Here is a 23,190-nt window from a genome sequence, read left to right as displayed (position 1 = left end):
ATGCCCGATTCCATTCATGAGATCCCCGCGACCGAGCTGAAGGCGATGCTCGATCGCAACGAGCCCCTCGAGCTGATCGACGTCCGCAACCCCGGCGAGCATGCCTTCGCCGCCATTCAGGGCGCCAAGCTCCTGGATGAGCCGACGTACCAGGCGCTCCTCGCCCTGGACCGCGGCACGAAGATGGTCTTCCAGTGCCACCACGGCGCGCGCAGCCGCCAGATGGCGCATCACTTCATCCAGCAGGGATTCACGAACGTCTACAACGTGAGCGACGGCATCGAGGGCTGGTCCCTCCATGTCGATCCCTCCGTGCGGCGTTACTAGCTACCAGGCGACCGGATCGACGCGGTAGAGCTGCCGCAGCTCGTCGTAGAGCGCGGGGTGCAGCGTGGCCATCGCGGCGGGCTGCTCGAAGAACACCTCGGAAGCCACCGCGAAGAACTCCGCGGGGTTCGTGGCGCCGTAGTAGCTCAGCAGCACCGGCGGCTCGCCGGACATCGAACGCTGCTGCAGCATCGCGAACTCGTAGCTGAGGACCTGGGACCAGCGCGGATAACGATCGCGGTTGCCGAGATACGGCGCGCCGTTCGCATGCCCCTTCTGCTGGTCCAGCTGGTGCGCGAACTCATGGATGACGACGTTGCGCCCATCGTTGTCGACGGCCGCGCCCTGAAGCGTGTCGTCCCACGAAAGCACGACCTGGCCGTTCGACCACGATTCGCCGGAGAGGGCGTTGCGCTCTTCCTGGAGGATTCCCGAAGGCTCGGCCCGTACGCGTTCCACGATGAAGGCGCCTGGATACACGAGCACTTGCGAAAGCTTGGGGAAATAGTCCGGCTTGCGGTTGAGGATCAGCAGGCAGGCCTGCGCCGCGATGGTGACGCGCACCTCGTCGTCGATCTCCTGTCCGTCGCACCCGATGAAGGGCTTCTCGGCGATGAAGACCTGGATGTGCTGCTCGAGCTGACGGCGAAGATCGGCGGGAAGGCGGTGCACATAGGGCACGCGCCGCTCGAGGATCGCGCGCCACGCGGGCGGGAACGGCCGCGCGCGGATCTTCCGCCGGCGCCGCTCCGTGATGAAGGGCCCCGACACCAATAGCCCTATGACGAGCAGGGTGACGAGGGCGATGAGGAGGGGACCCATGGTCACCACCTTGGTGCGTCCCGGACCCGTTTCAAGGACAGGTCTGCAAAAGTAGGACAAACGTTACCGGGCGGAACACCCCTGCCTCGGGCTGTCCAACTTGCAGAAGGTCTCATTTTCCAACCTTGCAAGGAGCTCTCCATGGCCCAGGTCAAAGCCGTTCCCGAAGGCATGCACACCATCACTCCGCACATCGTCGTCGCCGGCGCGGCGAAGGCCATCGAGTTCTACAAGACGGCCTTCGGCGCCGTCGAGGAAGCGCGCCTGGCCGGTCCCGACGGCAAGATCATGCACGCGCTGGTACGCATCGGCGATTCGCAGGTGATGCTGATGGACGAGGACGAGCGCTGGAAGTCCGTGGGCCCGAAGACGCTGAAGGGCTCGCCCGTGACGATCCACCTCTACGTGAAGGACGCGGACGCCACGTTCGAGAAGGCGCTGAAGGCGGGCGCGAAGGCGACGATGCCCATGGAGGACATGTTCTGGGGCGACCGCTACGGCGTCATCGAGGATCCGTACGGCCACAACTGGGCCATCGCCACGCACGTGCGCGACGTGAGCCGCGAGGAGATCGACAAGGCGGCGAAGAAAGGCACGCCGCAGGCGCACTGACCGCCCGGGGCGGGTGCCTCAGTCCTCGGGAAACCGGACGATGTACCCGCCCGACTTCGCGTCGCGCTCGAGTTCCAGCTCGCCGCGCTTCTGCGCTTCCTCGAGCAACTCGTTGAACGAGCGGAAGCCGTAGTAGCTCTCGCTGAATCCCGGCTTCCGGCGCTTCAGGGCCTGCTTCACCATCGAGCCCCAGATGGTGTCGTTGTCGCCGCGCTCGTCGAGCAGGGCATCCATCGTGTCCAGCACCAGGTCGAACGCTTCTTCCTGCTTGTCGGTCGCCTTGGGCGGGGGCGGCGACGACGAGGACTTCTGCCGGGGCGGGGTCGCCGGCTTCCTCGGCTTCTGCTCGCGCACGAGGTCGTCGTAATAGATGAACTCGTCGCACGCGGCCACCAGGAGGTCCGACGTCGACTTCTTCACGCCCACGCCGATCACGGTCTTGTCGTTCTCGCGCAGCTTGCTCACGAGCGGCGAGAAGTCCGAGTCGCCGCTCACGACGACGAACGTGTCCACGTGCACCTTGGTGTAGCAGAGGTCCAGCGCGTCCACCACCATGCGGATGTCGGCGGAATTCTTGCCGGACATCTTGATGTGCGGGATCTCGATCAGCTCGAACGACGCCGAGTGCATCGGCGCCTTGAATTCCTTGTAGCGGTCCCAGTCGCAGTAGGCCTTCTTCACCACGATGCTGCCCTTCAAGAGCAGGCGCTCGAGGACCTTGCCGATGTCGAAGCGGTCGTACTTCGCCTCGCGCACGCCCAGCGCGACGTTCTCGAAGTCGCAGAAGACCGCCATGCTCTTCGTGTCGTTGGATTTGTTCATGGGGGCATCATACCCGCCGCCGGGTGGGCCATCCGCCCGGGGCTAGAGCTCCGCGATGACCTTTGTCATGACGTGCTCCCCATGCTTGTACGCGGGGCGTGGCCCGGGGAAGGAGTCCGTGGTCACGGTGACGGCCACCATCTCGGGCACGCGGAACGTCTTCCACCCGACGCTCGTGCCGGACTCACTGCCGCCGCCGAGCTGCCACGCGAGCAGCAGCTCCTGGCCGAGGCGGTCCGTTCCGTAGACGTGAGGCTCGACGCGGCGCAACGAGCCGCCATAGCTGAAACGAAGGATCCGCTTGTCGCGAATGGCGTCTGCGATGTTCATGGCTGGATTCCCGCCTGCGCGGGAACGACGTCAGGCGAACGCCTTGAACTTCTCCGTGGCCGCGACGAGGCGCGAGCGGATGCCGGGCTCGAAGGCGGAGTGGCCCGCGTCGGCGACGATCTCGTAGCCGGCCTCGGGCCAGGCGCGATGCAGGTCGTCGGCGGAGAAGACCGGACACACGATGTCATATCGGCCCTGCACGATGGTGGCGGGGATCTTCGCGATGCGCGAGACGTTGTCGAGCAGGAAATTCTCGGGCAGGAAGATGTCGTGCATGAAGTAATGCGCTTCGATGCGCGACAACCCGAAGGCGATGCGCTCGCTGCCGAAATCGGCGACCAGTCCCGGATTGGGCAGCAGCGTCGAGCACGACGCCTCGTAGGTGCTCCACGCCTTGGCCGCGGGCACGCTCACCTTCGGATCGGCGTCTGTGAGGCGCTTGTAGTACGCCGTGAGCAGGTCGCCGCGCTCGGCTTCGGGGATGGGCCCGGCGAACGCGCGCCACGCCTCGGGGAAGAGCGTCTTGATGCCGTAGAGGAACCAGTCGATCTCGCTCTTGCGGCAGAGGAAGATGCCGCGAAGGATCAGCCCGAGGCAGCGCTGCGGATGATGCTCGGCATAGGCGAGGGCGAGCGTGGAGCCCCACGAGCCGCCGAACACGAACCACTTCTCGATGCCCAGCGTTTCGCGCAGCTTCTCGATATCGGACACGAGCGCCGGCGTCGTATTGTTCTCGAGGCAGCCCAGCGGCGTCGAACGGCCGGCACCGCGCTGGTCGAACACGACGATGCGGTAGAAGGCCGGGTCGAAGAACTGGCGATGGACCGCGCTGGCTCCGGCGCCGGGGCCGCCGTGCAGGAAGACGACGGGCACGCCGCGCGGATTGCCGGACTGCTCGTAGTACATCCGGTGCGGCGCGTCGAGGTCGAGATGGCCGCTCTGGTACGGCTCGATCGGCGCGAAGAGGGGGAGCAGGGGGCTCTTGTTCGAGCGATCGTCGGCGGGCATGACGGATACATTACACTAGGCGGCGAGACTCGAAAGTCACTGAAAATGCTCTACCAACTCTACGATTGGCAGCGTGCGGCGATGGAGCCGTGGCGCTACCTGGCCCAGGTCGGCACGCAGGTCTACGGCAATCCGCAAAGCCCGTGGGCGCAGCTGCCGGGCAGCCGCAATGCCGCGGCCGCCTTCGACCTCATGAACCGCCTCACGCAGGACTACGCGCGGCCGCCCTTCGGGATCGAGACGGTGACGGTCGGCAAGCGCGAGTTGAAGGTCCGCGAGGAGCGCGATCTCGAGAAGCCCTTCTGCACCCTGCTGCACTTCGCCAAGGCCGGGGCGCCGCGCCAGCCGCGCGTGCTGATCTTCGCGCCGCTCTCGGGCCACTTCGCCACGCTGCTGCGCGACACGGTGAGCGCCATGCTCGCCGACCACGACGTGTGGATCACCGACTGGAAGGACGCGAAGGAGATCCCGGTCTCCGTCGGCCCCTTCCACTTCGACGACTACGTCGCCTACGTGCGCGAGTTCATCACGTTCCTCGGTGCCGCGGACCTGAACGTCGTCTCCGTCTGCCAGCCCACGGTACCGGTGCTGGCCGCGGTTTCGCTCATGGCCGCCAACGGCGAGAAGACGCCGCGCACCCTCACGATGATGGGCGGCCCGATCGACTCCCGCAAAAGCCCGACGCAGGTGAACAACCTCGCCACGACGCGGCCGATCTCGTGGTTCGAGTCGAAGGTGATTCAACGCGTGCCCGTTCGCTTCCCGGGCTTCATGCGCCGCGTGTATCCGGGCTTCCTGCAGTTCGCCGGCTTCGTCGCGATGAATCCCGACCGGCACCGCGACTCCTACCTGCAGTACTACCAGCACCTGGTCGAGGGCGACCGCAGCAACGCCGATGCGCATCGCCGCTTCTACGACGAGTACAACGCGGTGATGGACCTTCCCGCGGAGTACTACCTGGAGACGGTCGAGCGAGTGTTCCAGAAGCACCTGCTGCCCCAGGGCAAGCTCGTGGTCGCCGGCGAGAAGGTGCGCCCGGAAGCCATCAAGACCTCCGCGCTGCTCACGATCGAGGGCGAGCTGGACGACATCTCCGGCAGCGGCCAGACCCAGGCGGCGCATGCGCTGTGCAAGGGCATTCCCGCTTCCCGCAAGCAGCACTACGAGGCGCCGAAGGTCGGCCACTACGGCATCTTCAGCGGCCGCAAGTACCGCGAGACCATCTACCCCCGCATCAGGGACTTCATCGCCAAGCATTCATAACAAGATCGCTCGGAGGGCGCGCATGGCCAAGATGATGACGCCGCAAGAGATGTTCGAAGCCTGGCAGAAGATGTTCAACCCGGCGAACTACACCCCGGGCGCTTCCTCGATGCAGATGTTCCCCGACCTGAAGGACGTCGAGAAGAAGCTCTCCGAGCTGCATGCCGTCGAAGGCTGGCTCTCCGCCAACCTCGGCATGCTGCAGGTCTCCATCAAGACCCTCGAATACCAGCGCGCCATGCTGCGCGGCGGCGAGAAGGCGCGGGAAGTGATGAAGGAATCCCGCAAGAAGTGAATAAAGGGGTCAGGACAACTTGTTCGTACGCCTCTTTTTTCGAATAAGTTGTCCTGACCCCTTTATTCACTTCTCGTAAAGCGTGAAGGCGGCGTCCCAGTCCGGCCCCGGCGGGTTCGCCGTGAGGTCGCGGATGTATCCGAGATAGAGGTCGCCCAGCCGCACGTAGTCCTTGTGGCTGTGCAGCGATTCGAAGACGGCCTTCGCGGCCGTCCAGCGCCGGGCGCGGAAGTCCTCGAGCCCCGCATGCCAGGTGGCGAGCAGCTCCGCGTCGTGGGCCGGGAGCTCTCCCTCGGGGCAGAGCGGCTCGAAGATGCGCTCGGCCCGCACCCTGCCGCGCACGCGCACCTTGTCCAGCTCGCGCCACACGAAGCCTTCGGATCTCTCGCGCACGCGCTCGCCCGCGACGATGGGCACGTGGTATCGCTTGGTGAGGCCCTCGAGGCGCGAGGCGAGGTTCACGCCGTCGCCCAGCACCGTGTAGTTGAGGCGCTCGGGCGAGCCGATGTTGCCCGCGATCATGTTCGACGTGTTGAGGCCGCATCCGACCTCGGGGTTGGGCATCCCGCGCGCGGCGAGGCGCACGCCCAGGGCTCGCACGCCGTTGCGGATCGCGATCGCGGCCATCACGGCGCGCTGCGTGTCGCCCGCGCGCGGCACCGGGGCACCGAACACCGCCATCACCCCGTCGCCGATGTATTTGTCCACCACGCCCTCGTGCTGTTCGACGATGCGGCTGATCTCGGTGAGGAACTCGTTCAGCAACCCGAGGCTCTGCGTCGGCGTGAGCGTTTCGGCGAGCGCCGTGAAGTTGCGCACGTCGGTGAAGATCACCGAGGCCTCGACCTCCGCGCCGCCGAGCTCGATCTCCCCCTTCAGCAGCTGCTCGGCGACCTGCGGCGAGGAGACCTTGCCGAGGATGTCGCGCATGGTGTCGCGCTCGACCAGGCCGCGCGCCATGCCGCTGAACGCGCTCGCGAGCTCGTCGATCTCGGAGCTTCCGGTCGCGCTCACGTCGATGTCGTAGTTGCCGCGCTCGATCTCGCGCGCCGCGGCCGCGAGATGGGCGATGGGCCGCGTGATGCGCCGCGCGATGCGGATGGAGCCCAGCAGCGTGACGCCCAGGCACAGCGCCGCGAGGAAGATCATCACCACGCGCAGCAGGTTGTAGTTCTCGAGCCCCTCGGCGACCGAGAGCTGCAGCACCGCGTAGAGACGGGGCCGGCGCGGGTCGTCGAGCGCGATCGTGACCACCTCGAACTCCTCGCCCATCATCTCCGCCCGCGTGGTTCCGGGCGCGGTCCGGAGGATTTCCGGAGCCGTCTTCAGCAGGTCCGGCAGGCGCGTGCTGGGCACCGTGCTGGCGAGCAGCGTCGGCGGATTCGTGGACGCATCGAAGAACGTGATGTCCGTCGAGGTGAGGAACTTGCGGTCGCGCGCCAGCGCCTCGTCCCACACCTTCGTGCCCGGCGCATGCGGGTCGTTCTGCAGGCGCTGGAAGACGCGGGCGCCGACCTGGAGCTTGCCGCGCACGGCCTCCTGCGCGGTGCGCTCGACCGTGAGGTGGATCAGCCAGAAGCTCACCAGCAGCACCGCCATCAGCAGGCCGACGAAGAAGACGACGATGCGGTCCTGGAGCCGTGTGGCCCGCTGCGCCATCAGTGCGGCTTGGCGGAGGTGGGGTTGAACTCGGCGAGCACGCGGTCGAACTCGCCGCGGATCCTCGCCAGGGCTTCCTCGGAATCCGCTTCGAAGCGCATCACCAGGACGGGCGTCGTGTTGGACGCCCGGATCAACCCGAATCCATCCGCGTAGTGCACGCGCAAGCCGTCGAGCGTGACGATGTCGGTCGCGCCGGGGAATTTCGCGCTCGCCTGCATCTTCGCGATCAGCTTGTGGTTCGCGCCTTCGGGCACGTTCACGTGCAGCTCGGGCGTGGAGAGCGAGTCGGGCAGGGACTCCAGCGTCTGCGTGGGGTCGGCGACTTTCGAGAGGATCTCGAGCAGCCGTGCCCCGGCGTAGAGGCCGTCGTCGAAGCCGTACCAGCGGTCCTTGAAGAACACGTGGCCGCTCATCTCGCCGGCGAGCGGGGCGCCGGTTTCCTTGAGCTTCGCCTTGATCAGCGAGTGCCCGGTCTTCCACAGCGTGGGCTTGCCGCCGTGCTTGCGGATCCAGTCGAAGAGGTTGCGGGTGCTCTTCACGTCGAAGATCACCTCGCCGCCGGGATTGCGCGAGAGCACGTCGGCCGCGAAAAGCATCAGCTGCCGGTCGGGATAGATGATCGAGCCGCGCTTCGTGACCACGCCCAGCCGGTCGCCGTCGCCGTCGAAGGCAAGGCCGATCTCGCTGTCGCCCTTCTTCAGCGCTTCGATCAGGTCGACGAGGTTCTCGGGCTTCGCGGGGTCGGGATGGTGGTTGGGGAAGTCGCCGTCCACCTCGCAGTAGAGCGCCTCCACCTCGCAGCCCAGGCGCGTGAAGAGCTCCGGCGCGATGGCCCCCGGCGAGCCGTTGCCGCAGTCGATGGCCACCTTCATTTTCCGCGCGAGCTTCACGTCGCCCACGATGCGCTGCAGGTACTGCTCGCGCACGTCCGACTTCTCGAATTTCCCCCGGCCCGAGACCATCGCCCCGTCCTCGATCATGTGGCGCAGGCCCTGGATCGCCTCCCCGGAGAGCGTCTCGCCCGCGACCATCATCTTCAGGCCGTTGTACTCGGGCGGGTTGTGGCTGCCGGTGACCATCACGCCGCTGCCGGTGGCGAAGTGGTGCGTGGCGAAGTAGACCATCGGCGTGGCGACCACGCCGGTGTCGATCACGTCCATGCCCGCGGCCTGCAGGCCTTCGGCCAGCGCGGCAGCGAGCTTCGGCCCGGAGTGCCGCCCGTCTCGCCCGACGATGAATTTCTTCACGCCCTTCGCGGCGCCGAGCGTGCCGAGGGCCTGGCCCACTGAGCGCGCGACCGATTCGGTGAGCGTCTTGTCGACGATGCCGCGGATGTCGTAGGCCTTGAAGATGCTGGAGTCGAGGATCATTCGCCTTGCTCGAAGAAGTGCATGAGTCGGTTCGGCAGCCAGCGGCCGTGCCCCGGGAAGCCGGACACGAAGCCGACGTGTCCGCCGTGCTTCGGGAATTCTATCGCCACCCGGTCCGAGACCTCCTCGGCACGCGGCAGGAAGCGCTCGGGAAGGAAGGGATCGTCGCGCGCATTGAGGAGCAGCGTCGGCACGCGGATCTTCGTGAGCCACGGCTTGGAGCTGGCGCGCGTGTAGTAGTCGTCCACGCCGGTGAAGCCGTGCACGGGCGCGGTGACGACGTCGTCGAAGTCGCGGAGCGTGCGCGCCGCTTTGGCACGGTTCGCATCGAAGATCCCGGGAAAGCGCGCGAGCTTGTCGAACGAGCGCCGGCGAAGCGTTCCGAGGAAGTGCTTGCCGTAGAGCTGGGCGAAGCCGGTCGAGAGCGCGTTGCCGGCCGCGGTGAGGTCGACGGGCGCCGAGATCGCCGCGGCGCGCGATACGCGGGGGACGGCCGCCTCGCCTTGCTCGCCGAGCCATTTCAGCAGCACGTTGCCGCCGAGCGAGACACCGGCTGCGTAGAACGGCACGTCGCCGGCCAGCGCCTTCAACTTCGCCAGCACCCACTCGACTTCCGGCGTGTCGCCCGAGTGGTAGGCGCGCGCGAGGCGGTTGGGCTCGCCGCTGCAGCCGCGGAAGTTGAAGACGCTGCCGCGCCAGCCACGCTGCTTCGCGAGGGTCATGAGGTGCTTTGCGTACGGCGAATCGGACGAGCCTTCGAGGCCGTGGAAGAGATGGACCCACGGCGTGCCCGGCGGGCCGTCGACGAAGTCCACGTCCACGAAATCGCCGTCGTGCGTGTCCCAGCGTTCGCGGCGATAGGCGATGTCGGGGCGCGCGGTGAAGAGCGAGCCGTAGAGGGTCTGCAGGTGCGCGTTGGCGAAGCCGGGCGTGGGGACGAACGGCTCGCTCATCGCGAACGCCAGTCGAGGCTGTAGGCGCCGTCGGGGCGGCGGGGGCCCATCACCGCGAGCAGCGGTTCCAGTGCCGCGGCCTGGGCCGCGTCGGCGCGCGCTTCGCCCGTGAAGGCGAACGTCCTGGGCGGCGTGAGCGTGCCCTGGCCGTTGATGCGCAGCGGGCCGTCGATCGTCGCGAGGGTGATGCGCGAAGGGCCGTCGATCGCCTCGAGGCTCATCTTGAAGGAGCCGAGGGGACGCACTTCGGAGAGTGCGAGGACAGCGCCGCGCCACTCCGCCTGGGCCGCGCCGCGCAGGCGCTCGCCATCCCAGTCGAGGCGCGGGGCCGTCACGGTCAACGCTCCGGTGGGACGAAGCGTCGCGAGCACCGGCAGCAGCGCCGAGAGCGCCGACGCATCCCCGCGTGCCTGGAGATCGCGGGCCTGCCAGCCGCCGATCGCGCGCGCGGCCTCCGCCTCGAGGGCCAGGTTCGGCGCCGCGGCGCGAACGTCGAACGCGATGCGTCCCGCGAAGATGCGCGAGGGCTTGAAGGTCCACGTGACGAGGTTCCCGTTCGCGCGCGCCTCGCCCTGCCACCACCGGCCGCTCACGTCGGTGAGGCGAACGGTGCCTTGCGTCGCGGCCCCGACCCGCGCGGCGATGAACCTCGCGGGCGTGAGCACCGCGAGGAACAGGAGGTAGGCCGCGAGGCCGAGGGCGGCGAGCGCGGCAGCGCGGCGGTTCATGTCAGGGGCGCGAGAGGACGAGCTCGGCGCGCACGCGCCCGGCAGCGGGAAGGGCCTCGATGCGCGCGGTATCCACGCGCAGGCCCAGGCTCGATTGCGACGCGGCGATCGTCTCGAGCAGCGCCCCGTACGGCACGTCGGCCGCGGCGAGGCGAATGCGCTTCGCGTCGATCATCGTCACCTGCGCCGCGGGCAGCGCCCGGCCGATCGACGTCGAGAGGTCGGCCACGGCGCCCGTCGTCGCATTGGCGAGCGCGGGCATCGAGCGCACGCGGGCGACTTCACCCGCCTGGCGCTCCATCGTCGCGAGCGCGGAAGCGAGCTGCGGGATCTCGGAGGCCATGCGCGAGCGCGAGCGTTCGAGCGGCAGCCACACCAGCGCCACGAGGAGCAGCACTCCGGCGATGGCTCCCCCGATGAGCAGGGTCCGGCGTTCGCCCGGGGAGCGCTGCGCCCAGAACGCATTCATGGCTTCACCTCGAGCCGGCCGTTGGCGTAGCTCACCGCCTTCGCGCTGCCGGTGGGGAAGTCGCGCGCCGCCTTCGTCGCCTGCGCGAGGAAATCGTCGTCGGAAGCCAGGCCCCGGCTTCGCTTCAGGTCGGCCAAGTTGCGGGAGAGCTGCAGCGACGGGTCCACGATGACCTTCGCATCGGGGAATGCGGTGCGGAAGACTTCCTCCTGCCGGGCCACGAGCGCGTCGTGGGCCTTCTGCAGGCGCCACGCATCCACGGCGGTGAAGGCGAGCTGCAGCAACGCGATCAGTCCCAGCAGCACGACGGCGGCGCGCGGCAGGATTCCGGCGCCCCGCATGGTTCCGGGGGTGACGACGCCTCGCAACAGGTCGATGGCACCGCGCGGCGCGGGCGAGGCGACGATCGTGCCCCACGCCGATCCCGCGGCGAACGCGATACCGGCCTGCTCGCTCCAGCGCGCGAGGTCGGGCAGTGTCGCACTCGCATCGGTATGCAGGCGGACGGTGTGCGGGCGCTGGCCGCGGCCACCGGCTTCATCGATGGCGACGCGAAGGGCAAGCGGCAGCTCGCCGCCGACCGAGCGGTCGAACGAGACGGCGACCCCCTCGTCGTCCACCAGGAATCCATGGTCGTCGCGCAGTACCGCGTGCCAATCGCCCTGGCCGCCCGCGAGCAGCGCGCTCTCGCACCAGGCGGAGCGCGGCCGGATGCCGTGCGCAGCGAGCACGCGCGTGGCCGATTCGATCCAGCCGCGATCCACGACCGCGACCAGCGTGTCGCCGGCTTCGTTGGTGGCGCCGGCCACCGCGTGGATGTGCGCGGGATCGGCGAGCAGGCGATCTTCCACGGCGAACGGCAGCAGCTCGCGGATCGTCGCGGCGTTCACGCGCGGGAGCTTCAAGCGCGCGAACAGCACGCGCGATGCGGGCAGGATGGCCTCGACGTCGTCCGCGCGCGGGATGTCGGCCATCGGCGAGGTCCCGGAGCGCAGCACCTCGCCGCGCGCGTCGAGCAGCAGCCACGCGAGCGGGGTGGCGTCGTCGAGGCGGTCGGTGGCGGGGAGGAAGAGGCGGAGCTTCATCAGTACAGGGGGCGGCGCCAGATTATAGCGGTGGACCCGGCGGCGTTCGCCTTGCGCTCGATCAGCGCCTCGCTCGCGAGCTGCACGTCGTCCTGGGCCACCTGCACGCGCGCGATGAAGTAGCCCGACTTCACGTCGAGGTCGTTGCCGAGCGCGCCCGCGGGCACCTTGGCCCAGCGTTCGAAGATCTGCTGCGGGGACTTGATCGGCAGGGCGTTGCGCGACTTCACGAAGGCCGCGACCTGCTCGGCGGGCACCTCCGGCGCGATCGCGAGGATCACCTCGGCTGCGGCGGTGTTCACGTTCACCGGCGTGCGCGCGGGAAGCGCCGTGACGTACGGCTTCAGCTTCGCGACCGTGGCCGAATCGAAGCCGCGGATGCGGTAGAGCTCTTCGACCTGCACCATCGGCTGGTTGGACGGCCGGTAGGGACGCGCGAGGCTGAGGTAGTACGGATCTTCGGCACCGGCCGTACCGACGAGGTCGGAGTCGGCATCGATCCAGTCGATCACCGCGGGCACGAGGTCCTCGTTGACGCCGAGCGAGGCGAAGAGGCGCCGCGCGATCTTCTCGTCGTTGAGGCTTGCCTTCTTGTCGAGGCCCACGAGGTTGTTGAGGTTGTACTTGCCCTGCTCGTCGAAGAGCACGCCGGACACCAGCGCACGCTCGACGGGGAGCGCCGAGATCGGCTGCGCCCAGGGCTCGCCGAGGGAATCGACGGCGCTCGCGGTGCGGCCATCCTCGGCGATGACGCCGCGCGCCCAGTCGAGGCCGGCGCGCGCGTAGAGGTCGGCCTGCGCCCGCGAGGCGACGAGGGTCGCCTGGTTCAGCAGCGCCGATTGCTGCGAGAGCATGAACATCGCGGTGGATGCGGCCACCGCGACGATGAGCAGCGCCGTGACGGCGGCGACGCCGCGCTGCTTCATGGCAGCACCACCGGCAGGTCCACGAGGCGCACGATCCGCTCGCCCGTTTCCAGCTCGAGGGTCATCTCGACGGCGGCGGGCATCGCATCGGGGCTGCCCGACAGGCCCCACGTCGGCCGCCATTCGCCGCGCGGATCCATGAACCGGAACGCGAGCCCACGCACGCCTTCGATGACGGTCGTCGACGCCGGATCGATGCGCGGCGCGGAATCGACCGCCGGCCAGGCGAGGCGCATCACGCGGCCATCCATGAAGCGGTAGGCGATGCGCTGCGGAGCGGCGAGGGCGTTGTCGTAGAGGCCGCCGCCCGAGCGCGTGACCGAGAGGCCCGGCGCGGGATTCGGCCCCAGGTCCACGACGGAGGTGACCGGCGCCATGTCGTTGCCGTAGGTGTTCTTCGCTCGGCGGTTCAGCACGGCCTGCAGATCGCGCTCCACGCGGCCCACGAACAGCGCCACGTCACGCCACTTGCGCGACTCGTTGGCGAGCGAGGCGCGGCTCTCCAGCAGGACGTTGAGCCCGCGATACGCGAACGCCGCCAGCAGCGCGAAGATCGCCAGCGCCACCAGCAACTCGATCAGCGTGAACCCCAAAACCCGGGTCAGAGTGGAGTTTCCGGGCCATCGGGAAACTCCACTCTGACCCGGGTTTTGGGGGCGGGGTCTATTGCGCGACATAGGCCGTGAGTTTGGTGAGGACCCGTCCGGGGTCGCGAGCATCGGCCACCGAGAGATCGACGCGGCGAATCGTAGGATTCGCGGTGTTGCTGACTTCCTCGACGATCGTGAGCCCGAGCCCGGCCTGCTCGGCCGTGTATTGCGTGGAGCCGGTGTTCGGGAAGACGCGGCGGGCGCGCATCTCCGAGACGCGATTCTCCGCGGCCCAGGTGGCGAGCAGGCGATGCCGGGTTTCCAGGGCACCGTCAGTAGCAACACCAGCCGCGCGCGTCGTCGCGGCGAGCGCCACGGCGAGGATCGCCACCGCGACCAGGATCTCGATCAGCGTGAAGCCGCGGCTCACTGCACGATCCTCACCGCGCCGGCGGCATCGCCTTCGATCGCTCGCGGGAGGCCGCGCACGTCGACGCCGAGGCGGAACGGGACCCCGAAGCCATCGGGCAGGAAGATGAGGCGCGTGTTGGTCGGCAGCTCCTGGCCATCGACGTAGAGGGAGGTGATGCGTACTCCGGCCGCCAGGGCCTTCTCGCGAGTCGTGTCGGGCTCCCAGGTGCGCTCGGCGCCGAGGCGCCATTGGCGAAGCCGCGCGTCCTCGATGCTGACCGCGGTGGGCCGTCCGCCGAACCAGGCCTGGTCGCGCGCGTCTTCGAGGGCGAGGGCGAGCAGGCCGCTTTCGCGCTTGGCCACTTCCTCGTCGCCGGGAAAGAGGTTCACCGCGGCGATCGCCACCATGAAGCCGGCGATGGCGACGACGACCAGGACTTCGAGGAGCGTGAAGCCCCTAGTCCCAGTTCCCGATGTCGGCATTGTTGCCTTCCCCGCCGCGCGCGCCGTCGGCACCGAGGCTGAACACGTCGATCTCGCCTCGTACGCCGGGACTCAGGTACTGGTAGTCGCGGCCCCAAGGGTCCTTCGGTACGCGGTCGAGGTAGGGCTTGGTCCAGTTGGACGGCACGGGGTTCGTCGTGGGCTTCTGCACCAGCGCGGCGAGTCCCTGGTCCGTTTGCGGATAGGAGCCGTTGTCGAGGCGATACATCTTGAGCGCCTGCACGATGGCGGCCGTGTCGGCCTTGGCCGCCACGCGGCGTGCCTCGTCCGGACGATCCATCACGCGGGGCACCACGATGGCCGCAAGGATCGCGAGGATCGCCACGACGACCAGCACCTCGATCAGGGTGAAGCCTCGCGAATGAATGGGGTCAGACTCCATTGAAGTCAATTTCACGTTCATTTTCCGATGAGCTGGTTCAGCTGGAAGATGGGAAGCAGGATCGACATGACGATGAACATCACGAGCCCGCCCATGAGGAGGATCATCGCCGGCTCGAAGATGGCGGCGAAGGCGGCGAGGCGCACCGCGATGTCGTTCTGCTGGGTCCTGGCCGCGCGCTCGAGCGCTTCGTCGAGCTTGCCGCTGGCCTCACCGCTCGCGATGAGATGCACCATCACCGGCGGGAAGGCCCCGGTGGCCCCGAGGGCGCGCGAGAGCGTCATGCCTTCGCGCACGCCACGCGTGGCGGTGGCGAGCGCTTCGCGCATCGGCGTCAGCGTCATCACGCCGGTGCCAGCCTCGAGTGCCTGCAGGATGGGCACGCGGCTGCCGACGAGGATCGAAAGCGTGGCGGCGAAGCGCGCGGCGTCCAGGCGGCGGAGCAGCCGGCCGATCACGGGCATGCGCACGACGACGCGATGCAGCGATGCGCGCGAGTTGGGCCGCTTCAATGCAAAATGGATCGCCACCCCGGCGGCCACCGCGAGCCCGATCCACAGGACCCACGTCGCCTGCAGGAAGCTCGAGAACGCGATCAGCACGCGCGTCATGATCGGGAGCTGCTGGTGGGCGTGCTGGAACACCTGCACCACCTGCGGCACCACGTAGACCAGCAGCGCGCCCACCACGCAGAGCGCGACGGCGAAGACGATGGCCGGATAGATGAGCGCGAGGCCCAGGCGGCCGCGGAGCAGGGCGCGGTCCTCGAGATAGTCGGCGAGCCGCGAGAGCACGCGCGGGAGCGCCCCGGAAGTCTCGCCCGCGGCGACCAGCGTGCGATAAAGCTCGGGGAAGATGCGCGGGAATGCGGAGAGTGCCTTGGCGATCGTATTGCCGGCGAGCACTTCACCGCGCAACGCGGCCAGCACCTGGCGCGATCTCTCGTCCTCGGCCTGCTCGATCAGCGCGTTGAACGACTGCTCGACGGTGAGGCCGGCCTCCAGCAGCGAGGCGAGCTGGCGCGTGAGCTGCGTGACCTCGGTGTTCGAAAGGGTGACGGCGCGGAAGCGCGAGCCGCTCGCAGGGTCGTTGGCGGCGATGACCTCGACGCGATGCGGGGTGAGGCCCTGGTCGCGCAGCAGCGAGCGCGCCTGGCGGGCGCTGTCCGCTTCGAGGACGCCCTTGTGGAGCTTTCCCTCGACGTTATAGGCCTGGTAGCGGAACCCGGGCATCCGGAGTTACGTCCGGGTGACCCGGAGGACCTCATCCATCGAGGTCGAACCATCCTTGACCCAACGCATCCCATCCTCGCGAAGGCGCGTCGTGCCGTGCGCCACCGCATGCTCGCGAAGCTCGCGCTCGGAGACGGAGTCGTGGATGAGCCTGCGAAGGTCGTCGTCCACCGTCACCAGCTCGTAGATGCCGGTGCGGCCCTTGTAGCCGGAGAAGTTGCACGCCGCGCAGCCCACCGCGGTGTACGTGCGCTCGTTGTTCGCTTCGAACGGCGTCTTGCACGCGCCGCAGAGCTTGCGCACGAGGCGCTGGGCCAGCACGCCGTTCAGCGTGGAGGCGAGGAGGTAGGGCTCGATGCCCATGTCGATCAGGCGCGTCACGGCGCCCGGCGCGTCGTTCGTGTGCAGCGTGGCGAGCACCAGGTGGCCGGTGAGCGAGGCTTGGACGGCGATCTGCGCGGTTTCGAGGTCGCGGATCTCGCCGATCATCACCACGTCCGGGTCCTGGCGCAGGATCGCGCGGAGCGCCCGGGCGAACGTCATGTCGATGCGCGTGTTCACCGGCGTTTGGCCGACGCCATCCAGCTCGTATTCGATCGGGTCTTCGACGGTGAGGATGTTGCGGGTCTTGCGGTCGAGGCGGTTCAGCGCCGAATAAAGCGTGGTCGTCTTGCCCGAGCCGGTAGGGCCCGTGACCAGGAAGATTCCGTGCGGTTGCTGGATCAGCGCGTCGACTTCGTCGCGCGTGTTCGCCGGCATGCCGAGGGCGTCGAGCGTCAATCGGCCGGCCTGCTTGTCGAGCAGGCGCAGCACCACGCGCTCGCCGGCGGCGGTGGGAATGGTGGAGACGCGAACATCGATCGGGCGGCCGGCAATGCGAAGCGCGATGCGGCCATCCTGGGGAAGGCGTTTCTCCGCGATGTCGAGCGACGCCATGACCTTGATGCGCGAGACCATCGCGGGATGCAGGCCGCGGCGGGGCTCGACCACGTCGCGCAGCGCTCCGTCCACGCGGTAGCGCACCAGTGCGCGCGACTCGTAGATCTCCAGGTGCACGTCGGACGCTCCGTCGCGCACGGCTTGCGTGAGCAGCGCGTTGATGAGGCGGATGATCGGCGCGTCGTTCTCGGCTTCGAGGAGGTCGGCGACTTCGGGCAGCGCCTCGGTGAGCTTGGCGAGATCGACCGACTCGCCCATGTCCTCGACGATCGTCTCGGCGGTGTTCGGCTCGCGCGTGTAGGCGAGATTGAGGCAGTGCTCGAACTCCTCCGCGGTGAGCAGCACCTCCTTGAGGGGCTTGCCCGCCATGCGTCGCACTTCCGCGAGCGTGGCACCCGCCGGATACGGCTTCACCCACACCTCGAGAGCCCCGTTCGCGATGCGCGCGGCGATCACGCCCTTCGACTTCGCGAAGGAGTAGGGCAGCAGGCGCACGGCCTGTGGATCGAGCTCTTGCGGGTTCACGGTGCGTTCGAGGGGAGCGGTCATCCTATTTTCCGAGAATCTGGCTCTTCTGTTCTTCCAGCGGCGGAAGGACCTTGGCGGACTCGGCCGGCAGCAGCACGTTCCACGGCAGCTTCATGTCGCCCTGCAGGCCGCGGATGTATTCGTAGCGGTCGGCGGTGATCGACGCGGCGGCCTTGTCGTCCTTCAGGATCACGGGGCGCAGGAAGACCATGAGGTTGGTGCGCTTGCGGTTCCTCGACTCGTACTTGAAGAGCGAGCCGATCCAGGGGATGTCGCCCAGCAGCGGCACCTTGTCGATGGTGGCTTGCTGGTCGTCCTGGATCAGGCCGCCGAGGACCACGATCTGGCCCGCGTCCACGAGCACCGTGGATTCGAGCGAGCGCTTGTTGGTGATGATGTCCGCGGACTGCACCAGCGCCTTGTCGCGCGTGATGCTCGAGACTTCCTGGAAGATCTTGAGCTTCACCGCACCGGCTTCCGAAACCTGCGGCGTGACCTTGAGCTGGATGCCGATGTCCTTCCGCTCGATGGTCTGGAATGGGTTTGCCGCCGAGCCCTGGCTCGCGGTCTGGTAGCTGCCGGTGATGAACGGCACGTTCTGGCCGACGGTGATCTTCGCTTCTTCGTTGTCGAGCGTGAGCACGTTGGGCGTGGAGAGCACGTTGGCGCCGGAGGTGCCTTCGAGCGCGCGCGCCAGCACCTGGAGGTTCAGCACCTCGATGTTGGTGCCGGGGATCCGCAGCGTTCCGTCGATGATGCCGAGGTTCAGGCCCTGGCCCAGCGAGGCGGGGAAGTTCGACGCGGCGCCGACGATGTTGGTGCCCAGGCCCCCTGCGATGCCGGTGTTGAAGTTGGTGCCCGCGAAGCCCGTGCGGCTGCCGACGTCGCCGGCACCCTGCCACTGCACGCCGAATTCCTGGGCGAGGCCGGTGGAGATCTCGACGATCAACGCTTCGACGTAGACCTGCGCGCGGCGCTGGTCGAGGCTGTCGATCACCTGGCGGAGCGCCCGATACACAGGCTCCGGCGCGGTGATGATGATCGAGTTGGTCGGCGGGTAGGCCTGGATGATCGAGCTGGGCGCGGCCCCGGAGAGCGGCGAGGCGCCGCTGGTGCCGGGGCTGCTGCCGAGGGTGGAAGTGGCGGTCGTTTGCGTCGCCGTATTGCCGGTGGGCGTGGTCTGCGTGGTCGTGCTGCGCGAGGTCTCGTTGCCGGAGAGCAGGCCACGCAGCGTGTCGGCGATGCGCACCGCCTCGGCATTGCGCAGGAACACGACGTAGATGTTGCCGCTGCCCGCTGCCGGCGTGTCGAGGCCGAGGGCGAGGGTCTTGATGCGGTTCATGAGGTTCGGGTTGTCGGCGCGCACGACCAGGCTGTTGGTGCGCGGATCGATGGCCACGGCCGCTTTCGGCTGCGCGCCCGGGGCGTTGGCGGGCGCCACCGTCTCGGGCACCACGCGCTGCAGCATCTGCCCGATGTCCACGGCCGAAGCGTTCTGCAGCTTGATGATCTGCACGTCCGCGCCCGAGGGCAGGTCGATCGAGCGGATGATGCGTTCGATCCGGCGCACGTTCTCCGCGTAGTCGGTAATGACGATCGCGTTGTTGTTCGGGTAGGCGGCGATGAAGTTGTTGGCCGTCACCAGCGGGCGCAGCACGGGTACCAGCTGCACGGCCGATTCGTTCTGCAGCAGGAAGACCTGCGTGACGATCCGGTCGCCGGGGATGCGCGTGGCGGCTTCACCCGTGGGCCCGCCGCTCGTCTTCGCTTCCGATTCGGGGACGATCTTCACGAAGCCGCCTTCCTCCACCGCGGCGAAGCCTTGCACGCGCAGCGCGGAGAGCAGCATCTGGTAGAGCATGTCCTTCGGCACCGGCCGGTCGGACACGATGTTCACCGTGCCCTGCACGCGCGGATCGAGGATGAAATTCTTGCCGGTGTGCTGGCTGATGGTCTTGATCACCGACTGGATGTCGGCGTTGACGAAATTCAGCGTGATCCGCTCATCGGCGGCCGGCGTGGCGGGCTGCGGGGCCTGGGCCGAAACGTTGAGCGCGAGGGCCGCGAGGAGTGCGGCAGACCAACTTAGAAACCGTGTCACGTTTTGGGGCTTCCTCTTTGATTTATCGGGCATTTTGCGCCCAAACCCAGAATTATGACAGGGGGTTGTGACAGGGCAACTTCACGGGTTTATCGCGTAGGTCAGCTGGACCGTGGCCGACCCCCGCTGGACGTCGGCCTGGATGGTCGAGGTGGTGGCGAACTTGGAGTAGAGGCCGGCCAGGTCCCCGGGCGAAAGGACGGTCTGGCCGTTCACTCGCTTGATCACGTCGCCGGGCTGGAGGCCCAGCTTGGCGGCGAGGCTTCCGGGAGGCGCCGCCTCCATCCTCACGCCGCCGGAGCTGTTGGGCGAGATGCGGCCGAGCAGGTTCAGCTGGCCCGGGTCGCGCAGGGTCTCGTCCAATTCCTTGCGCGAGATGGCGAAGCTGTTGCCCGCCGACGTGACGTTGAGGCGGAACTGCGGCGTGCCGGCGGCGAGCTTGGTCGCGCCGCCCTTGGGCGCGGTCTTGCGCGTTTCCAGCTCGATCCGCTCGCGAAGCCCGGCGCGCGAGACCACCACGGCATCGGGCAGGACTTCCACGAGCTTCACGCCCGGCATGACGTCGTTGCCGATGTAGACCGAGAGGTCGCGCGCGGCTCCGGTGTTGAAGATGGCCGAGGCCGCGGTGCCGGGCGTGGGCGCCACGACGCCCTTCAGCCTCAGGCTCGAGGTGGCCGCCGTGGCGACGGTCGTTCCGGATGCGGTGCCTCCGAAGAGGCGGGCAGCGACCGCGAGATCCGCGGTGCCCTCGGTAGCCGGAGCCGACACGGTGGGCGAGGGGGCGAGGAAGACCCAGGTCCAGTGGGCGAGCTGCCACGCGAGCACGAGCACGAGTGCCGCCACGACGAACGTGCCGGCGCGCGATGCGGGTGAAGTCAGTTGGGGTGCCGCGGCCATGCCGTCATGTTAACCGCGGGCGCGGCGTTCGAGGTCGACGTCGAGGTACTTCCACGGCTCGTGGTTGAACGGGTGCTTCCGGAAGTTGAGGATCCACGGCTGCACCAGGATCGTCTCGGTCTTGTACGTCTCCACCACCCAGGGGACGTAGACGAGGATCAGCTTCACCATCCTCGCCATGAGGGCGCTGCGCTCGGGGCCGTCGGGAAGGCGCTTCATCTTCTCGTACAGCGCGTTGTACTCGGGAAGGTCGAACATGGCGTAGTTCACCTGGTTGATCGAGCCCTTCCACAGCAGCTGCAGGAAATTCTCGCCGTCCGGGAAGTCCGCGATCCATCCGTAGCTGAACGATTGCACCCGCCCCAGCTGCGCCAGCTTGCGAAGCGACGGCAGCTTTTCCACCGTGTTGAAGGTGACGCGGAGGCCGATGTCGTCCATCGACTTCTTCCACAGCTCGTTTCGCTGCCGCTCGCGCAGCGTGGGGTACGACGCGTGGTCGAACGAGAGCGGCGTGCCGTCGGGGTTCTCGCGGTAGCCGTCGCCGTCGCGGTCGACGAAGCCGAACATGTCGAGCAGCGCCTTGGCCTTCGCGGGGTTGTACTCCAGCGTCGGGCTCACGAAGTGGGGGTCGTGGCCCGAGACCGCGGGCGGCAGCGGCGTGTACGCGCGCCTCGAGGTGTGCTTGTCGAGGATCGTCACCTGCTCGTCGATCCGCCAGGCGTGCGCGATCGCTCGCCGCAGCGCGATCCGTTCGGGCGTGAATCCGCCGAGCGCGTTGGGCACGCCGCCGATCTTCTCCTGCGTGTTGAGCGTGGTGTACGTCGTGTACGCGATCTCGTCGGGCACCGCGTAGTAGCCCTTCTTCGCGAGCGCGGGCGCCACCTTGCCGCCGGGGATCGCGAAGCTCGCGTACTCCTGCGGGAAAGGCCGCAGGTAGTCGGTCTCGCCGTTCAGGAACGCGAGCCAGCGCGGCTGCGCTTCCTCCACCGTGAAGAACTCGATGCGCCCCACGAGCGGAAGGCGCTTGCCCTGGAGCGCGGCGTGGACCTTGCGGCTTTCCTCATCCGGGCCGGGCTCGCCGTCGAAGTAGTCCTCGCGATAAGTGGGGTTCGCGTCCAGCACGACGCGCGAGCCGCGCACCCATTCCCGCAGCAGGAACGGGCCGGTGCCGATGGGGTGGCCCGAGACGTCCTCGGAATATCGCTCGACCACCTCGCGGGCCAACGCTCCGGTGGGCACCATCGCGAGCACGTAGGCGAAGGAGTAGTCGCCGGTGACGAGGCGGATGCGCACGGTGTAGCGGTCGAGCGCCTGCAGGCCTTCCATCGGAGCGTCGAAGTCGAAGCGGCCGGTTTCCTTGGCGCGCTTCATCGCCTCGTCACCGCCGCGGATCTTGCCTTCGACCAGGAAGAGCCACGTGCTCCTCACCTTGGGGTCGAACATGCGCTTGATGGAGAAGACGTAGTCCTCGGCCGTGAGCTCGCGAGGTTTGCCGCCGAAGGCGGGGTCGGGCGTGAAAAAGATGCCGGGCTTGATGCGCAGCGTGTACGTGGCACCCTCGTCCGTCACCTCCGGCAGCGCGACCGCCGTGTTGGGCTTCAGCTTCGCGGGGCGCGCGAGGAAGTCGTAGGTGAGGAGCGGGTCGAAGATCACCTGCATGATGCCGCCGGAGGCTTCGTCCGATTCGGCGACCGGGTCCAGCTTCGCCTCGGCGCTGGGCGATGCGTACCGCACCACCTTGCGGACGTCCGCTGCTTTCGCGCTCGCTAGCGAAAGGACTAGGGCGAAAGGCAATATCCACGGATAAACACGGATAAACACGGATGAGTCGCGGATCATTGCGGCAGGGTCCCACATCGAGACGCCCATCAGTGTTTATCCGTGTTTATCCGTGGACAACGCCTTGCAGTAACCCGCGCAGCGGCTAGTGCAACGTGTGCGTTTCGGTAGGGACGTCGCGGACGGCCTGGGGAGCTTCGCCGGCCGGCGAGGCGTGATGAACCGTCATCCGCCAGCCATTTTCCGTGAGCACGTAGACATTCGTCGCGCACACGGGCGCGGAAGCGCCTTGCTCCCCGGGCGCGGAGAGCATCTCGACCACGGCATGCACGGCCATCGTGGAGCCCATGTAGCGGCGGGCGTCGGTGGTGCGGATGCGGATCGCCGTGCCCGACGCGAAGATCTGCATCCAGCTCTCGCGAATCGCTTCGAAGCCCACGAGGCGCGGGCCCTGGGGATGGACGCAGACGATGTCGTCGTCGGCTGCCCAGACGGCCATCATCGCGGAGACGTCGGAGCGCTCGAAGGCGTCGTAGAACGCGGCTTCGGCCTCGTCCGGCGTGGGGAACATCTGGTCCTTGCGGCGCTTTTCCGGCATGAAACGTACGGTCATCGAGCGGGAGCGAATGATAGCTTATAGTTCACGGTTCCCCGAATGAGCCACGCGATTCCCGGAGCCATCATGATCAAGTTTTTCGTCAACGGCGACCCCGTCCAGTTCAACGCCTCCCCCGACACCCCGCTGCTGTGGGTGATCCGCGATTCGATCGGCCTCACGGGCACCAAGTTCGGCTGCGGCATGGCGCAGTGCGGGGCCTGCACGGTCCACGTGAATGGCGAGGCCACGCGCTCGTGCATCACGCCGGCCTCCGCGGTTGCCGGGAAGCGCATCAACACCATCGAGGGCCTGCCGGACACGCCGGTCACGAAGGCCGTTCGCGCCGCGTGGCTCGACAAGGACGTCGTGCAGTGCGGCTACTGCCAGCCGGGCCAGATCATGTCGGCCACCGCGCTGCTCGCGAAGAACCCCAAGCCCAGCGACGCCGACATCGACGCGGCGATGGACGGCAACCTCTGCCGCTGCGGCACCTACCAGCGCATTCGCGAGGCGGTGAAGACCGCGGCCGCGGCGCTGCCGGCGAAGAAGTGAGGCCC

Annotated in this window: 26 protein-coding genes; 5 read left to right on the top strand and 21 right to left on the bottom strand. The window is 68.0% G+C overall.

Annotated features, from left to right (window positions below):
• Positions 1-327: a rhodanese-like domain-containing protein gene (locus DSM104443_RS14670; protein ID WP_171093481.1), complete on the top strand. Its 327-nt coding sequence runs from the start codon at positions 1-3 to the stop codon at positions 325-327.
• Here the strand turns inward: DSM104443_RS14670 and DSM104443_RS14665 are convergent, their stop codons facing one another.
• A complete protein-coding gene (locus DSM104443_RS14665; protein WP_171093478.1) occupies positions 328-1,149 on the bottom strand; it encodes a M90 family metallopeptidase in 822 nt (273 codons plus the stop codon). It abuts the gene before it with no gap.
• A 141-nt stretch (positions 1,150-1,290) separates the two neighbouring features.
• Here DSM104443_RS14665 and DSM104443_RS14660 point away from each other — a divergent pair, with 141 nt between their 5' ends.
• The gene (locus tag DSM104443_RS14660) at positions 1,291-1,761 is read left to right on the top strand and encodes a VOC family protein (protein ID WP_246232270.1); all 471 of its coding nucleotides are present in this window, start codon (positions 1,291-1,293) and stop codon (positions 1,759-1,761) included.
• 18 nt (positions 1,762-1,779) lie between these two features.
• Here the strand turns inward: DSM104443_RS14660 and DSM104443_RS14655 are convergent, their stop codons facing one another.
• The 3 genes from DSM104443_RS14655 to pip are packed head-to-tail and all read right to left on the bottom strand — an operon-like array spanning position 1,780 to position 3,921.
• Positions 1,780-2,583 carry an NYN domain-containing protein gene (locus DSM104443_RS14655; protein ID WP_171093476.1) on the bottom strand — a complete coding sequence of 268 codons (804 nt, stop codon included), beginning with the start codon at positions 2,581-2,583 and terminating at the stop codon, positions 1,780-1,782.
• Between the two features lie 42 nt (positions 2,584-2,625).
• Entirely contained in the window at positions 2,626-2,913 is a 288-nt protein-coding gene (locus tag DSM104443_RS14650) for a WYL domain-containing protein (RefSeq protein ID WP_171093474.1), read from the bottom strand.
• Positions 2,914-2,943: 30 nt separating this feature from the next.
• The gene (pip, locus tag DSM104443_RS14645) at positions 2,944-3,921 is read right to left on the bottom strand and encodes a prolyl aminopeptidase (protein WP_171093472.1); all 978 of its coding nucleotides are present in this window, start codon (positions 3,919-3,921) and stop codon (positions 2,944-2,946) included.
• A 45-nt stretch (positions 3,922-3,966) separates the two neighbouring features.
• On the opposite strand from pip, the gene DSM104443_RS14640 reads away from it, so the two are divergent.
• Both DSM104443_RS14640 and DSM104443_RS14635 read left to right on the top strand, forming a co-directional pair.
• A complete protein-coding gene (locus tag DSM104443_RS14640; protein WP_171093470.1) occupies positions 3,967-5,184 on the top strand; it encodes a polyhydroxyalkanoate depolymerase in 1,218 nt (405 codons plus the stop codon).
• A gap of 22 nt (positions 5,185-5,206) precedes the next feature.
• Positions 5,207-5,479: a PhaM family polyhydroxyalkanoate granule multifunctional regulatory protein gene (locus DSM104443_RS14635; protein ID WP_171093469.1), complete on the top strand. Its 273-nt coding sequence runs from the start codon at positions 5,207-5,209 to the stop codon at positions 5,477-5,479.
• 66 nt (positions 5,480-5,545) lie between these two features.
• Here DSM104443_RS14635 and DSM104443_RS14630 read toward each other — a convergent pair whose 3' ends face one another.
• The 17 genes from DSM104443_RS14630 to DSM104443_RS14550 form a co-directional block, all read right to left on the bottom strand.
• Positions 5,546-7,138: an adenylate/guanylate cyclase domain-containing protein gene (locus DSM104443_RS14630; protein WP_171093467.1), complete on the bottom strand. Its 1,593-nt coding sequence runs from the start codon at positions 7,136-7,138 to the stop codon at positions 5,546-5,548.
• The gene (locus tag DSM104443_RS14625) at positions 7,138-8,511 is read right to left on the bottom strand and encodes a phosphomannomutase/phosphoglucomutase (protein WP_171093465.1); all 1,374 of its coding nucleotides are present in this window, start codon (positions 8,509-8,511) and stop codon (positions 7,138-7,140) included. Before DSM104443_RS14625 ends, DSM104443_RS14630 begins: the two co-directional genes overlap by 1 nt.
• Positions 8,508-9,464: a hydrolase gene (locus DSM104443_RS14620; protein WP_171093463.1), complete on the bottom strand. Its 957-nt coding sequence runs from the start codon at positions 9,462-9,464 to the stop codon at positions 8,508-8,510. The genes DSM104443_RS14625 and DSM104443_RS14620 overlap by 4 nt, the downstream gene beginning before the upstream one ends.
• Positions 9,461-10,192 carry a type II secretion system protein N gene (gene gspN, locus DSM104443_RS14615; RefSeq protein WP_171093461.1) on the bottom strand — a complete coding sequence of 244 codons (732 nt, stop codon included), beginning with the start codon at positions 10,190-10,192 and terminating at the stop codon, positions 9,461-9,463. Before gspN ends, DSM104443_RS14620 begins: the two co-directional genes overlap by 4 nt.
• A gap of 1 nt (position 10,193) precedes the next feature.
• Positions 10,194-10,661, bottom strand: coding sequence for a type II secretion system protein GspM (gene gspM / locus DSM104443_RS14610; RefSeq protein ID WP_171093459.1), 468 nt, complete (start codon positions 10,659-10,661; stop codon positions 10,194-10,196).
• A complete protein-coding gene (gspL, locus tag DSM104443_RS14605) occupies positions 10,658-11,746 on the bottom strand; it encodes a type II secretion system protein GspL (RefSeq protein ID WP_171093457.1) in 1,089 nt (362 codons plus the stop codon). Before gspL ends, gspM begins: the two co-directional genes overlap by 4 nt.
• On the bottom strand, positions 11,746-12,672 hold the full coding sequence (gene gspK, locus DSM104443_RS14600; protein WP_171093455.1) for a type II secretion system minor pseudopilin GspK: 927 nt from the start codon (positions 12,670-12,672) through the stop codon (positions 11,746-11,748). The genes gspL and gspK overlap by 1 nt, the downstream gene beginning before the upstream one ends.
• Positions 12,669-13,265 (bottom strand): type II secretion system minor pseudopilin GspJ, encoded by a 597-nt coding sequence (gspJ, locus tag DSM104443_RS14595; protein ID WP_171093453.1) that lies wholly within the window; start codon positions 13,263-13,265, stop codon positions 12,669-12,671. Before gspJ ends, gspK begins: the two co-directional genes overlap by 4 nt.
• Positions 13,266-13,335: 70 nt before the next feature.
• Positions 13,336-13,692 carry a type II secretion system minor pseudopilin GspI gene (gspI, locus tag DSM104443_RS14590; protein ID WP_171093451.1) on the bottom strand — a complete coding sequence of 119 codons (357 nt, stop codon included), beginning with the start codon at positions 13,690-13,692 and terminating at the stop codon, positions 13,336-13,338.
• Positions 13,689-14,156 carry a pilus assembly FimT family protein gene (locus tag DSM104443_RS14585; protein WP_171093449.1) on the bottom strand — a complete coding sequence of 156 codons (468 nt, stop codon included), beginning with the start codon at positions 14,154-14,156 and terminating at the stop codon, positions 13,689-13,691. Before DSM104443_RS14585 ends, gspI begins: the two co-directional genes overlap by 4 nt.
• Positions 14,131-14,559, bottom strand: coding sequence for a type II secretion system major pseudopilin GspG (gene gspG, locus DSM104443_RS14580; protein ID WP_171093446.1), 429 nt, complete (start codon positions 14,557-14,559; stop codon positions 14,131-14,133). The genes DSM104443_RS14585 and gspG overlap by 26 nt, the downstream gene beginning before the upstream one ends.
• Positions 14,560-14,576: 17 nt before the next feature.
• Complete coding sequence (gspF, locus tag DSM104443_RS14575; RefSeq protein ID WP_171093444.1) at positions 14,577-15,791, bottom strand: type II secretion system inner membrane protein GspF; 1,215 nt, start codon at positions 15,789-15,791, stop codon at positions 14,577-14,579.
• 6 nt (positions 15,792-15,797) lie between these two features.
• On the bottom strand, positions 15,798-17,279 hold the full coding sequence (gspE, locus tag DSM104443_RS14570) for a type II secretion system ATPase GspE (RefSeq protein WP_171093441.1): 1,482 nt from the start codon (positions 17,277-17,279) through the stop codon (positions 15,798-15,800).
• A gap of 1 nt (position 17,280) precedes the next feature.
• Entirely contained in the window at positions 17,281-19,359 is a 2,079-nt protein-coding gene (gene gspD, locus DSM104443_RS14565; protein WP_212756693.1) for a type II secretion system secretin GspD, read from the bottom strand.
• 81 nt (positions 19,360-19,440) lie between these two features.
• Positions 19,441-20,256 (bottom strand): type II secretion system protein N, encoded by an 816-nt coding sequence (locus DSM104443_RS14560; RefSeq protein WP_171093436.1) that lies wholly within the window; start codon positions 20,254-20,256, stop codon positions 19,441-19,443.
• Positions 20,257-20,265: 9 nt separating this feature from the next.
• Positions 20,266-21,993: an ABC transporter substrate-binding protein gene (locus DSM104443_RS14555; protein ID WP_171093434.1), complete on the bottom strand. Its 1,728-nt coding sequence runs from the start codon at positions 21,991-21,993 to the stop codon at positions 20,266-20,268.
• A 187-nt stretch (positions 21,994-22,180) separates the two neighbouring features.
• Positions 22,181-22,648 carry a YybH family protein gene (locus DSM104443_RS14550; protein ID WP_171093432.1) on the bottom strand — a complete coding sequence of 156 codons (468 nt, stop codon included), beginning with the start codon at positions 22,646-22,648 and terminating at the stop codon, positions 22,181-22,183.
• Positions 22,649-22,717: 69 nt separating this feature from the next.
• Between DSM104443_RS14550 and DSM104443_RS14545 the strand changes: the two genes are divergently transcribed.
• Positions 22,718-23,185, top strand: a complete 468-nt coding sequence (locus tag DSM104443_RS14545; protein ID WP_171093430.1) for a (2Fe-2S)-binding protein — start codon at positions 22,718-22,720, stop codon at positions 23,183-23,185.
• The last annotated feature ends 5 nt before the right edge of the window (positions 23,186-23,190 follow it).

Origin of the sequence: Usitatibacter rugosus (assembly GCF_013003965.1) — a bacterium.
Taxonomy (GTDB): domain Bacteria; phylum Pseudomonadota; class Gammaproteobacteria; order Burkholderiales; family Usitatibacteraceae; genus Usitatibacter; species Usitatibacter rugosus.
This window is presented reverse-complemented; position numbering and strand designations above follow the sequence as displayed.